Raw genomic sequence first — 12,681 nt, 5'->3', positions numbered from 1 at the left:
AAAGGCGATTGACAAGGCTGACGACAACGCGCGATCTTGTAACCATATGGTTACATTGCTTAGGTGGCCAAACATTTGCTTTTCCTGGTTCTGGAGGGAATCAGGCATGGAGGAAAATCATGAAGTCTGTCGTACCGACACGATCTATACCCTGCCAGAGGGCGATGCGATTGGCTGACGGTAAACTGCTTCTGCAATGAACTGAATAGCCCCTCACCCCGGCCCTCTCCCCGTTGAATCGGGGAGAGGGAGCGACAGAGCAAGCCAACTCGCTATCTGAATTTCGGGCTGGACATAGGCTGGAAGACTCCCTCGCCCCGCCTGCGGGGAGAGGGCTGGGGTGAGGGGCCATGCACGCTGGCACGCTATGCAAACAGACTAGCCTGACAATCATAGGAGCCGCCCAACATCATGACCGATCCATTGAAAATCAGGCTTGTCGAGGCCGAAGCGTTCGAGCGCCCGGTCAAATTGCGGCTTCCATTCCGTTTCGGGGCGGCGACCTTGCGGGAGGCGCGGCAGATTTTCCTGCGTGTGCGCATCGTGGATGAGCAAGGACGCTCGGCTGAGGGCATGGCCGCCGAGCTGATGGTGCCGAAATGGTTCGACAAATCGCCCGAGCTTTCCAATGCCGACAATGAAAACCAGCTGCGTCGCTCTCTGGCTCTGGCGCTTGAGGGGTTGAGGAATGCGGGCTCTGCGACGGCTTTCGGACTGCATGCAGCCGTCGAGGCCTCGCATCATGCCCGCGCGGCGGCGGAGAAGCTGAATGGCCTGGTCGCCTCCTTCGGTTTGGCGCTCGCCAATCGAGCTGTTCTCGATGCCCTCTGCCGGTTGGAGGGGCTGACTGTCGCGCAGGCGATCAAGGCGAACCGCCCCGGCATCGATGCTTCCACAGCGCGCGATCTCTCGGGCTTCGATCTCCCCGGCTTCTTGTCGACTTTGGAGCCGGCGGCACGCCTTGCCGCTCGCCATACGGTCGGCCTGGTCGATGCCATCGTGACCGGCGATATTCCGGCAAATGAGCGTTTGAACGATGGCCTGCCGGAGAGTTTCGAGGAGGCGATCGGCGCCTATGGCCTGACCTTCTTCAAGGTCAAGGTTTCTGGCGCGCTGGAGGCCGATATCGATCGTCTCTGCCGTGTCGCCGCTATCATCGATGCCAAGGTTCCCAATTACTCGGTGACGCTTGATGGCAACGAGCAATTTGCCTCCGCCGAGGCGGTGGCCGATCTGCTTGCCCGGGTGAAGGCGGAGCCGAGGCTCGAACGGTTTGCGGCATCGATCCTGTTCGTCGAGCAGCCGATCGCCCGTGCGCATGCCTTCGAGAAACCGGTGAAGGCGCTTGCCGCCTTCAAGCCGGTGGAGATCGACGAATCCGACGCCGACATCGATACCTTCGTCACGGCCAGAGGGCTCGGCTATACCGGCATCTCCTCGAAATCCTGCAAGGGTTTCTATCGCTCGCTATTGAACCGGGCACGCGTCGCCAAATGGAGTGCCGAGGACGGCATCCCCTATTTCATGTCGGCGGAGGATCTGACCACGCAGGGCGGCCTTGCCGTGCAGCAGGATCTGGCGCTAGCCTCGCTGATCGGCATGACGCATATCGAGCGCAATGGCCATCACTATGTCGACGGCATGGCGGGAGCGCCGGAGGCGGAGCAGGCAGCCTTCGCCGAGGCGCATTCCGATCTCTACCGTGTCAGCAATGGCCGTACGCGGCTGCGGATCGAGGCGGGGCAGCTTGCGATAGGCTCCGTTATCGCCGCTATCGGGCTTGGTTCGTCGGTCGAGCCGGATTGGGCGGCGATGGAGAGGTCGCGGACGTAGTATTTGGCCATGGTCATGAGGGTTTCACGTGGGCGCCCCGTCCTCGTGCCTGGCCCCTCACCCTAGCCCTCTCCCCGCGCGCGGGGAGAGGGGACGACGGAGCAAGGCATTTGAATTTGCCGCTTAGATTGCGCCACGGATTTGGCAAAGAAAGCACCCTCTCCCCGCGAGCGGGGAGAGGGTTGGGGTGAGGGGCCTTTGCCGAAGTAAATGAAGGCCGCCGAGGCCTCATTATCGTTGTTTGCAGATTGTGGAGGAGCAGATGCAGTCATCGAAGAAACGCTACGTTCTGGTCGGCACAGGAAACCGCGGCGTGACCATGTGGGGCAAGGATCTGGTCGAGCGCTGGAGCGACGAGGTCGAGCTTGTGGCGGTGTGTGATCTCAATGCCATGCGTGCGAAGCGGGCGCTTGAGTATATCGGCGCATCGGTGCCTGTTTATACCGACTTCGATGAGCTGTTGCGCGTCGAGAAGCCGGATCTCGTCATCGTCTGCACCCGCGATTCCACCCATGACGATCTGATCGTCAAGGCGATGGAGGCCGGTGCCAATGTCATCAGCGAGAAGCCGATGACGACGACAGTCGATAAGATCAAGCGCATCCTCAATGCCGAGGCGCGCACCGGCAAGCGGCTTGATGTCTCCTTCAACTACCGCTTTGCGCCGACGGCTGCGAAGATCAAGGAACTGATCAATTCCGGCGTCATCGGCGAGGTCACGTCGGTCGACTTCCATTGGTATCTCGACACCAGCCATGGTGCCGATTACTTCCGCCGCTGGCATGCTTACGTCGAGAATTCCGGCAGTCTCTTCGTTCATAAGGCGACGCATCATTTCGACCTTCTGAACTGGTATCTGGATTCCGATCCGGAAACGGTGGCAGCCTTCGCCGATCTCAAGCATTACGGCCGTAAAGGCCCGTTCCGCGGCGAGCGCTGTCGCACCTGTCGGTACAAGGACGAGTGCAACTATTATCTCGACATCAGCGAGACGCCGCTGCTCGAAAGCCTTTACGAGGAGCCTTCCACCGTCGATGGTTATGTCCGCGACGCCTGCGTTTTCCGCGAGGACATCGATATCCCTGATACGATGGTCGCTTCGATCCGCTATCGCAGCGGCGTCAACGTCTCCTATTCCCTGAATACTTACATGCCGATCGAAGGCCATCACATCGCCTTCAACGGCCACAAGGGCCGCATCGAGCTGCGCCAATACGAGAAGCAGAACTGGACGACGCCGCCGGCGGACGAGATAGTCGTCATGAAGAATTTCGGCGATGTCGAGCGCATATGGGTGCCGCATTCGTCCGGCGGGCACTATGGCGGCGACGACCGGCTGCGCAACATGATTTTGCGCTCCGGCCCGAACGACGAGCTGAAGCAGCGTGCCGGTTCGCGCGCGGGGGCAATGTCCGTTCTCTGCGGTATCGCAGCATTGCAAAGCAGCCGCACGGGCCAGCAGGTATCGGTTGCCGATATCTGGGGCGAGGATGGCGGGTTGAACTTGCTGGAGCCGCGGCCTTAGGGCCGCAGCGTTAAGCCTTCCGGTTTCGAGATCAGCTGCAGCTCGGCAGCTGCTGGGCGTAGATCCGCGTCATGCCGTTAAAGCGCTTGGCGCCGGCAAGAGCGGTTCCATTGCCGCGCCATGATCCCTGCAGATAGCCCTTGGCGCCGGAATAATAGGCGAGATAGAGATCGTAGGAATCGTTCAGCGCGATGCCGGTCTGCAGGTGAGTCTGGTAGTGATACCAGCCGACGAAGTCGATGGCGTCAGAGAAGTTGGTACGGCTTGCCGTCCAGTTGCCCGTCTCGCGCTTGTACTTATCCCAAGTGCCGTCGAGTGCCTGCGAATAGCCATAGGCGGTCGTCGGGCGCTTCCAGGGAATGAAGCCGAGCAGATAGCGTCGCGGCGGGCGTGCGCGCGGCCGGAAGCCGGATTCGGTGTAGATCGTCGCCATCAGGATCGGCACCGGCACGCCGTATTTGCGTTCCGTGCGTTCCGCTGCCCGCTGCCAGTTGTTGAACCAGCCGTCGCGCTGGTCGAAGATCGCGCAGATGTTGCGGGTGCGCGATGGTGCCGTGGCGCAGCCTGCCAGCACGCCAAGCAGCATAACGGCCAGAATGGAAAGGACGCGGGTACGCATTACTAGAACCTCTTCATTGCTGCGCCGCGCGTCTTCCAGGCGCGCAAAGGACGCAGCAACAACTTTGTTGGCGCATGATCCTTTGCAAAAATTCGAAGCCGGACTTTTGCGGTCATGCACATAGAGATTGCTAGCGGGGAATGATTAAAAACGAGTTGTTCGCTTGTGCCGAAATGGGGCGATTTCAGGGTGTTTTCATGGATTTGCTGCGTCGCGTCATGCCATCAGCGCCATGTCTTCGCGGCGGATCTCATAGAGCAGTGGCTTGCCTTCGATGAAGCGGATTGCCTCGTCGACTGCCATCTCGCCGAGGCGGGTCCGTTCCAGCCCGACGGCACCGGCGATATGCGGTGTCAGGAAGACGTTCGGCAGGTCATAGAAGGCCGATGCCGCCTCCGGAATTTCCGGATCGGTGACGTCGATGATTGCGTCGATGCGGCCGGTTTTCAGCACGGCAATCAGGGCCGTCTCATCGACCAGCGCGCCACGCGCGGTGTTGATGAAGGTTGCTCCGTCTTTCATCAGCGCAAGGCGTTGGGCATCGATCATGTGCCGCGTCGCCGGCAGCGAAGGCGCATGCAGCGAGACGATATCGGCTGATGCCATCAGGGCGTCCAACTTGGTTTTCTCTACGCCCAGCGTGGCCGCCTCGGCATCGCCGATCATGGGGTCATACAGCACGATGCGGTAATCGAAGGGCGAAAGCAGCTCGATCACGCGCCTTCCTATGCGAGAAGCGCCGATGATGCCGACGGTGCGGCCGTAATTGCCGATGGCCTCAGCCTGGATCGGCTGCGTCCGCTTGCGATTGCGATCGGCAACATAAAGATCACGAAACTGAAAGATCTTCTTGCCGGCGAAGATGATGGCGGCAAGCGTGAATTCGGCGACCGGCAGGGCATTGGCCTGGGCGGCATGACTGACGAAGATACCGCGATCGAACAGGCTGTCCCCCAGTAGACCCTTCACCGTGCCGGCGGCGTGGACCACCAGCCTCAGATGCGGCGCCTGCGCCAGTGCGGCGGCGTTGATCGTCGGCGACCCCCAGCCAGTGATCAGGATTTCGGTTTCCGCCAGCAGCTTGGCCGCGCGCGCGTCGTCGAAGCGCTGCATCGGCGCTGCATCGAGCACGTTACCGATTGCCCCAAGGCGCTGAATGAGCGCGTCCGGCAGCACATGCTGGGTGCGCGACGGCAGCATGGCAAAGGCGATGGCCGGGCGATCGGAAAAAGATTGCGTCATGGTAGGCGACCTGGCGCCTCGATGGCACTCACCCTGATGCCCTTGTCCTTTACGAGGGCGCGCAGAGCATCGATATCGGGCCTGGCAGGCGGCTTCGTCCAGGCGTGATCGACGGCGGACGTGTCCTTCTCTGCGAGCACGGCCGAGACGAGAATGGTCTCGCCCGCCGGAATCGTGCCACGCAACTGTGGCACCAAGGTCTTCGAGGCGATAAGATTGGTGTTCGGCGGCGCTTTCTGCGCGACACCTTCGCGCGTGATCGTCGAGCCGAGGTCGAGAATGCCGCTGAAATCCTCTTCGCCGATCGCATAAGCGGCACCGGTTACGGATGAAAGCGTGTCTGCTTCGAAATCACGTCTTGCGATGGCGAAGCCGCCTTCGGCCGTCTGCAACGGCCGTGGCGTGGTGATCTTGTGCAGGCGGACATGCCAGGGCGACGAGGGGATGAGCCATGTCTCTACCGACACGTCCGGGTAGGGCGACCATTTGGCGTAGAGCGTCTCGCCGGCGAGCTTTGCCTCTTCATTGGTCTCGCGCACGCGATAGTGCAGGCCGTCATCGGCGAAGGCGAGCATGCTGTCGAAGGCCCCGCCGGTAAAGATGCGCTCATCGCTTTCGACGCTGAAGCCGTAGCGGGCGGAATAGGCGAATTTCGAGTATTTCTCCGCGCCGAAGCGCATCTGCTGGTTTTCCTGGCCGCAGGAGAGAGCGACGACATCGGCCCTGCTGCGCATCATCACCATGCCGGGATGCTTTTGCGGGATGATAGCTGGCTCACTGTCTGGCAGCTTTTCTTCCGCTACCCAGAAGGGATGGGTTTCAGGCAGCGCCAGCGGCAGGAAGGCCTTGAAGGCCCAATAGGGAGAGCCGGCGGAATTATAGTTCTCCGACATCAAGAGGTTGGGATAGGCAAAGCCGATCGGCAGGGTTCCGTCGCGATGAGCAATCGGCTTGTCGGCCCACCAGCGCAGGTGACGGAGGCACAGGCCCTTGATTTCGCCCCATGGCAGCGCCTCGACATCGGCGAAGGCGAGCGCCGACCAGAAGCCGGCGCAGGCGAAGCGATAGGTCAGGCTGCGGCCGAAGGGAATAGTAGCGCCATCGGGCGTGAACCAATGGCGGAAATCCCTGGCGAAGAGGATTGCGCGTTCGCGATAGCGCTTGGCGCGATCGTCATCCACGAGCTTGGAGTAGATCAGCCCATAGAAATGCATGGCGAAGGGAATGTAGTGATCGATGCGGCGGACATTGCCGTCGCGATACCAGCCGTCAGCGATGTAGAAGCCGTCCAGCTCGTTCAGATAGGTTTCGGTCAAGCTGTGGTCGAAGGAGGCGCCGAGCCGGTCAAGCGCGATATCGACGAAGATGCGGAAGAATTTCCAGTTGTTGTCAGCGTAATCGAAGGTGCGCGCATGCTTGAGATAGGCGATCAGATTGTCGCGGGCGCGTTGATCGAGCGGCTCCCAGATCTTTTCCGGCACGAGGGCTAGCGCAAAGCCCAGGGCTGCCAGCTCGACCATGCGCTGGTCGCGGCCGTTGACCGTACCCCAATATTCCGGGTGCTGAGGATCGACACCGTTGGCGAGGCCTTCTGCATAGCGATCCCAATGGCGGAAATCGCCGCCGCCGGCGCCGAGCGGCGCCAGGCCCCAGAGCGGGCGGGCAAAACCTTCGAGATCGGCGGCGGCGCGATCAAAATGCGCGCCGGCGGCGTCGATGCGGACGCGGGCATTGCCTTCCGAAAAATAGGGCAGCAGCGGATCGAACAGGTCGGTCAGCGCGCGGCGCATGTCTGGGAGGGTCTTCAGCGAGTTGCCGGCGAGCGGATTGGTGCTGGCGGGGTCATAGATCATCGGTTGGCCTTCTCGATCGTTTCCGCGGCGGGATTGAGCTTCAGGTTTCGGGTGGCAGCGTGCCCCCGACGATCGGCGGGACGCCGTGGCAGATCTGACGCGCCGGCGCATCGCGGTCGCGGAAGCGCGCGATCATCAGGCCGATGGCTTCCCGGCCGAGCGCTGCGCGGTCGACGCGCATGGTTGCCAGCCGGGGGTTGGTCATCAGGGCGCAGGGCAGGTCGTCGAAGCCGACTATAGCGAAATCTTCCGGCACGCGCAGGCCGGCTTCGGTCACGGCGTCGAGCACGCCGACGGCAATGAAATCATTCATGCAGAAGGCGGCGGTGTAGCCGCTTTTCTCGGCGAGAATCGTAGTCGTGGTGTCATGGGCTTCCTGGCTGGAGCTGCCGCGAAAGTTCATCGGTACGATGCGGCCTTCTGCGCCCTCCACGGAAGCGATCGCCGCCTCGAAGCCACGGATGCGCTCGCGGATCGTCTGGCGATGCGAGCCGGTCAAATGCAGAATGCGGCGGTGGCCGGCATCGAGCAGGCGCTGGGTTGCATTGTAGGCACCGAAGAAATTCGAGGGCGAAACGCCGTCGAAGCGTAGCTTCGGGTCGGTGCCGTTGACGAGCACGGTCGGCGTGCTGCTTGCCTCAAGCCAGCGGCATAGCTCTTCCGAAGGGTCGATGCCGACGAGAAAGAGGCCTTCGGCGCCGGCGGCCTGAAGATATTCCTTCACCAGTTCCGGCTCGGTCCTCGCCTCGCGGACGAGGCGGATGTCGAAGCGCATGCCGCGCTCGGCGGCACCGGCGCGCAGGCCCTCCAGAATGCCTTCGTAGAAAACGCTCAAGCCCCCGGTGACGCTATCGCTCGCAATCAGCGCCAGTCCGCCTGCGGTCGTCTCGGCTGTTGTCTTCAGCGGATAGCCGAGATCGCTCGCGACCTTGAATATATGCTGGCGGATCGTCTCGCTGATGCCGGGTTCGTTGGTGAGGACCCGCGACACCGTCGACACGGAGACGCCGGCGGCAGTGGCAATGTCCGCCTGCCTGATGCGTTTGGAGCGAATATCGTTCATGGCGCAAACGCTATGCAAAATTATGCAAATTTGCAATAGAAAGATTTTTTATTGTGCAGTGCAAAGAAGTTGCATATCCTCGATCCACCTTGTCCGCGAAGGCGTCGGGGAGATCGCCGCGGATGACAACGCAAGAGAAGGAGGAATCTCATGCGCATGAATCGCCGTTCATTCATGGTCGGAGCTGCCGGAACCGCGGCGGGGCTTGCCTTCGGCGGGGGAGCGATGCCGGCATTTGCCGATGCGACGCAGCTCAGGGCAATGTGGTGGGGTTCGCCCGATCGCGGCAAGCGCACGGTCGCGGTGGCAGAACTGTTCCACGGCAAGAATCCGGATATCTCCGTCGTCGGCGAGAGCATCAGCGGCGAGGGCTATTGGGCCAAGCTCGCGACGGGAATGGCGAGCCAGAACATCGCGGACGTTTTCCAGCTCGAGCCGAGCACGATCTCGGACTATTCGAAACGCGGCGCCTGCATGCCGCTCGACCAGTTCGTGCCTTCGACGCTGGATATCGACAGTTTCGGCAAGGACGTGTTGAAGCTGACCACGGTCGACGGCAAGCTTTATGGCGTCGGCCTCGGCCTTAACTCCTTCGCGATGTTCTATGACGAGGACATGTTCAAGAAGACCGGCCTGACGCCGCCCGGTCCGACCACGACATGGGCCGAATATGCCGATCTTGCGGTGGAAATGACCAAGGCTGCCGGCAAGCGCGGCTATTGGGGTGGCCCTTATGGCGCGCGCTACAATTATGTGCTCGACGTCTGGCTGCGCCAGCGCGGCAAGAGCCTCTTTACGGAGGAGGGCGGGCTCGGCTTCGGTGTCGACGATGCCAAGGAGTGGTATAGCTACTGGGAAGACCTGCGCAAACGCGGCGGCACTGTCTCTGCCGATGTCCAGACGCTCGACCAGAACGTCATCGAGAGCAACTGCCTGGCGCTCGGAAAATCGGCGATCGGCATGGCCTATTCCAACCAGCTCGTCGGCTATCAGCTTGTGGTCAAGAGCAAGCTCGCCGTCACGACGTTGCCACGCGAGAAGAAGGACGGCCCCTCCGGCCACTACTATCGTCCTGCGCTGATCTGGAGCGTCGGTGCCACCAGCAAGAACGGTGAAGCGGCGGCGAAATTCATCAATTTCTTCGTCAACGATGTCGACGCCGGCAAGATCCTCGGCGTCGAGCGCGGCGTGCCGATGTCGCCCGCGGTGCGTGCCGCCATCCTGCCGACGCTCAATCCGGTAGAGCAGCAGACGGTGCAATATATCGAGCTGTTGAAGGATCAGGTCGGCACCTATCCCGTGCCGGCGCCGCTCGGCTCTCAGGAATTTGACGCGAACGTCGCGCGCCCCGTCGCCGACCAGCTCGCCTTCGGCAAGATCACGGTCGCCGAGGCGGCGAAGCGGCTGGTGGAGGAAGGTGCGACGAAATTGAAGCGGAAGGGTTGATTAATAGCTGGCTATGTGGATGACGGTCAGGCCAGTTCGGTTCTGCCTTGATTTTGTGCCTGGCCCCTCACCCCAACCCTCTCCCCGCAAGCGGGGCGAGGGGGTTATCGTGCCTCACTTAGCTTCAGTCTCTTTGACGATTGGCGGTTTCGCGATCGTCCCTTCTCCCCGCTTGCGGGGAGAAGGCTAGGATGAGGGGCCAGGCACAAAGGTCCCACGGACTTGAGCGCGCCTGACAATCACCCTCGAAAGACGTCTACTTCCCATCCCAGGGCTTCAGCGCATCCTGCTTCATCTTGCGCTGTTCTTCCGGCGGCAGCTTATAGTCCCCCTTGTAGGGTGCGCTTTCGAATGAGCCATAGGTCGGGTTGGCGACGGCGATCCAGTCGTGGCCGAAATGCGCCTTGTTGGCTTCGAAGACCTTCTGGCGCTCCTCGACGCTACCCTTGTAGTCGTCGGTGAAGTCGCCGAAATTATCGCCAAACATCAGCAGAACGCGGTAGTTCTTGGCGATGAAGGCGCGGCGCGTGCCCTTGGCCGAACCCCAGTCCGGTTGTTCCTTAGCGCTCAGGAAGGTATCGACATTGTCGCCCATTGGAAAACCGAAGCGCTTCATTTCCTCGACGGTCGGGCCTTCCTCATCGGCTGTACGATTGGTGACATAGAAGACCTTCACGCCTTTCGAAGCGGCATATTGGGTAAATTCTACCGCACCTGCGATCGGCTTGTCCTGCTGCGCATTAACATATTGCGTCCAGCTCTGCGGCGTGAAGCCGGTGCCGGCCGTGATATTGTGCGCCTGGTAGGACGAGGTGTTGAGGATGGTGTCATCGACATCGAGGATGATAGCAGGCGGAAAATCTTGGAAATTGCCCGTCTGCTCCACCGGTGCGGCGGTCCAGTTCTTGTCGGCCAATGCTTCGTCGAGCCTGATGCGGCCGAGCGTATAGGCGCCGAGCGCGTTAGCCTGCGCCTCGACCGATGTCTGGTCCCATAGAACGGCATTGAGATTGTCGTCTGGCAATGGTGCCGGCAGATCGGCACTGAGAGCCGGCAGGGCGGCGACAAGGCCAATGGCGGTGATGAGCGTCCTGCGCCCAAAATATCCGTTTCTCACGCTGTTCTCCTTATGCAGAAATCCATGAAATATATCAATGGGTTCTGATGTGTGTCGACATCATGATCCGGGTAAGGATAGTTCGTGCTCGCGAGAAATGTGTCAAGCCTGTGACAGTCATCGCAGCGTTATTTTTGCAAGACTTTCATCCGGACGAAAAATGCCGGAGCTCTTTCGAGCTCCGGCACCCATATAGCATCATGAACCTGGCTTATTTCTTCGCGTCGGCCCAGCTCTTGACCAGCTCGTCGTAGTTGACGGTGACTGGCTTTTCCTTCTCGTTGGCGATCTTCAGCTGTGGAGCGAGATGACCGTTCTTGACGGCGTCGGCGTTCCAATAGGCAAGATCGTGCTCTTCGGCGAGCTTCGGGCCGATATCGCCCTGAACGCCCGCGCGTTCGATGCGCTGCATTACCTTTTCCTGATCGGCGCAGAGCGCATCCATCGCTCCTTGAGCATCCTTGGCACCCGATGCGGCATCGCCGATCGCCTGCCACCACAGCTGAGCCAGCTTCGGATAGTCAGGAACGTTGGTGCCGGTCGGCGACCACTGCACGCGGGCCGGCGAGCGATAGAACTCGATCAAGCCGCCGAGTTCCGGTGCGCGCTTGGTGAAGCTCTTGTCGCGGATGGTGGATTCGCGGATGAAGGTGAGGCCGACATGGCTCTTCTTCACGTCCACCGTCTTCGAGGTCACGAACTGCGCATAAAGCCATGCGGCCTTGGCGCGATCGACCGGAGTCGATTTCATCAGCGTCCAGGAGCCGACGTCCTGGTAGCCAAGCTTCATGCCGTCTTTCCAGTAGACGCCGTGCGGCGACGGCGCCATGCGCCACTTCGGCGTGCCGTCGGAATTCATGACCGCAAGGCCGGGCTTGACCATATCGGCAGTGAAGGCCGTGTACCAGAAGATCTGCTGGGCGATATTGCCCTGCGATGGAACCGGGCCTGATTCCGAGAAGGTCATGCCCTGTGCTTCCGCCGGAGCATAAGCCTTCAGCCAATCGAGATATTTCTGGATCGAGTAGACGGCGGCCGGTCCGTTGGTATCGCCGCCACGCGCGACGCAGGAGCCGACAGGACGGGAGTTGGCATCGACCTTGATGCCCCATTCGTCGACCGGCAGGCCGTTCGGCAGGCCCTTGTCGCCGTTGCCGGCCATGGAGAGCCAGGCGTCGGTGAAGCGCCAGCCGAGCGACGGGTCCTTCTTGCCGTAGTCCATATGGCCGAAGACCTTCTTGCCATCGACATCGCGGCCGGTGAAGAATTGGGCAATATCTTCATAGGCCGACCAGTTGACCGGCACGCCGAGCTCGTAGCCGTATTTGGCCTTGAAGTCGGCCTTGTTCTTCGGGTCGTTGAACCAGTCGTAGCGGAACCAATAGAGATTGGCGAATTGCTGATCGGGAAGCTGATAAAGCTTCTTGTCCGGAGCGGTGGTGAAGCTGGTGCCGATGAAATCGGCGACATCGAGATTGGGATTGGTGACGTCCTTGCCCTCGCCAGCCATCCAATCCGTCAGGTTGCGCACCTGCTTGTAGCGCCAATGCGTGCCGATCAGGTCGGAATCGTTGACCCAGCCGTCATAGAGGTTCTGGCCGGTCTGCATCTGCGTCTGGATCTTTTCGACGACGTCGCCTTCCTGGATGACGTCGTGGGTGACCTTGATGCCGGTGATGGCGGTGAAGGCAGGTGCCAGAACCTGCGATTCATACTGGTGCGTGGTCAGCGTTTCCGAAGCGACCTTGATTTCCATGCCCTGGAAAGGCTTGGTCGCATCGACGAACCATTGCATTTCCTTTTCCTGCTCGGCGCGCGAGAGCGTCGAAAGATCACCGATCTCCTTGTCCAGGAACGCCTTGGCTTCACTCATGCCGGCGTTGGCCGTGCCGGCCAGGGCCAGCAGGGCGACAGCCGTCGTCGTCAAGAGATGTCTTCGCATATATTCCTCCCTACAGGTTGCGAATGCATTTCGGAACGGCC

At 61.0% G+C, this 12,681-nt stretch carries 9 protein-coding genes; 3 read left to right on the top strand and 6 right to left on the bottom strand.

Going from position 1 to position 12,681, the window contains the following annotated elements; all coding sequences use genetic code 11:
- The first annotated feature begins 411 nt into the window (after positions 1–411).
- Together FP026_RS18530 and FP026_RS18525 are read left to right on the top strand one after the other, a co-directional pair.
- Positions 412–1,833, top strand: a complete 1,422-nt coding sequence (locus FP026_RS18530; RefSeq protein ID WP_149636084.1) for a mandelate racemase — start codon at positions 412–414, stop codon at positions 1,831–1,833.
- Between the two features lie 262 nt (positions 1,834–2,095).
- Positions 2,096–3,358 carry a Gfo/Idh/MocA family protein gene (locus tag FP026_RS18525; RefSeq protein WP_149636083.1) on the top strand — a complete coding sequence of 421 codons (1,263 nt, stop codon included), beginning with the start codon at positions 2,096–2,098 and terminating at the stop codon, positions 3,356–3,358.
- A 31-nt stretch (positions 3,359–3,389) separates the two neighbouring features.
- On the opposite strand, the gene FP026_RS18520 is transcribed toward FP026_RS18525, so the two are convergent.
- The 4 genes from FP026_RS18520 to FP026_RS18505 all read right to left on the bottom strand — a co-directional run bounded on the left by FP026_RS18520 (position 3,390) and on the right by FP026_RS18505 (position 8,135).
- Positions 3,390–3,977 carry a transglycosylase SLT domain-containing protein gene (locus FP026_RS18520; protein ID WP_149636082.1) on the bottom strand — a complete coding sequence of 196 codons (588 nt, stop codon included), beginning with the start codon at positions 3,975–3,977 and terminating at the stop codon, positions 3,390–3,392.
- 216 nt (positions 3,978–4,193) lie between these two features.
- Complete coding sequence (locus FP026_RS18515; protein ID WP_149636081.1) at positions 4,194–5,219, bottom strand: hydroxyacid dehydrogenase; 1,026 nt, start codon at positions 5,217–5,219, stop codon at positions 4,194–4,196.
- Complete coding sequence (locus tag FP026_RS18510; protein WP_149636080.1) at positions 5,216–7,072, bottom strand: DUF2264 domain-containing protein; 1,857 nt, start codon at positions 7,070–7,072, stop codon at positions 5,216–5,218. Before FP026_RS18510 ends, FP026_RS18515 begins: the two co-directional genes overlap by 4 nt.
- 40 nt (positions 7,073–7,112) lie before the next feature.
- A complete protein-coding gene (locus tag FP026_RS18505; protein ID WP_149636079.1) occupies positions 7,113–8,135 on the bottom strand; it encodes a LacI family DNA-binding transcriptional regulator in 1,023 nt (340 codons plus the stop codon).
- A 150-nt stretch (positions 8,136–8,285) separates the two neighbouring features.
- Here FP026_RS18505 and FP026_RS18500 point away from each other — a divergent pair, with 150 nt between their 5' ends.
- Complete coding sequence (locus tag FP026_RS18500; protein ID WP_149636078.1) at positions 8,286–9,581, top strand: ABC transporter substrate-binding protein; 1,296 nt, start codon at positions 8,286–8,288, stop codon at positions 9,579–9,581.
- A 256-nt stretch (positions 9,582–9,837) separates the two neighbouring features.
- Here the strand turns inward: FP026_RS18500 and FP026_RS18495 are convergent, their stop codons facing one another.
- Positions 9,838–10,698, bottom strand: coding sequence for a 5'-nucleotidase, lipoprotein e(P4) family (locus FP026_RS18495; protein WP_149636077.1), 861 nt, complete (start codon positions 10,696–10,698; stop codon positions 9,838–9,840).
- Positions 10,699–10,909: 211 nt separating this feature from the next.
- Positions 10,910–12,640 (bottom strand): ABC transporter substrate-binding protein, encoded by a 1,731-nt coding sequence (locus FP026_RS18490; RefSeq protein ID WP_149636076.1) that lies wholly within the window; start codon positions 12,638–12,640, stop codon positions 10,910–10,912.
- Positions 12,641–12,681: the final 41 nt, after the last annotated feature.

It is taken from the genome of Martinezella tropici (assembly GCF_008370325.1).
GTDB classification, from domain to species: domain Bacteria; phylum Pseudomonadota; class Alphaproteobacteria; order Rhizobiales; family Rhizobiaceae; genus Rhizobium; species Rhizobium tropici_B.
The sequence above is the reverse complement of the archived record's forward strand: the minus strand, read 5'-3'. Positions and strand labels throughout refer to the sequence as shown.

Coding starts and splice junctions, on each gene's coding strand:
- FP026_RS18530 (WP_149636084.1), top strand. CDS start 412: ATGACCGATCCATTGAAAATCAGGCTTGTCGAGGCCGAAGCGTTCGAG.
- FP026_RS18525 (WP_149636083.1), top strand. CDS start 2,096: ATGCAGTCATCGAAGAAACGCTACGTTCTGGTCGGCACAGGAAACCGC.
- FP026_RS18520 (WP_149636082.1), bottom strand. CDS start 3,977: ATGCGTACCCGCGTCCTTTCCATTCTGGCCGTTATGCTGCTTGGCGTG.
- FP026_RS18515 (WP_149636081.1), bottom strand. CDS start 5,219: ATGACGCAATCTTTTTCCGATCGCCCGGCCATCGCCTTTGCCATGCTG.
- FP026_RS18510 (WP_149636080.1), bottom strand. CDS start 7,072: ATGATCTATGACCCCGCCAGCACCAATCCGCTCGCCGGCAACTCGCTG.
- FP026_RS18505 (WP_149636079.1), bottom strand. CDS start 8,135: ATGAACGATATTCGCTCCAAACGCATCAGGCAGGCGGACATTGCCACT.
- FP026_RS18500 (WP_149636078.1), top strand. CDS start 8,286: ATGCGCATGAATCGCCGTTCATTCATGGTCGGAGCTGCCGGAACCGCG.
- FP026_RS18490 (WP_149636076.1), bottom strand. CDS start 12,640: ATGCGAAGACATCTCTTGACGACGACGGCTGTCGCCCTGCTGGCCCTG.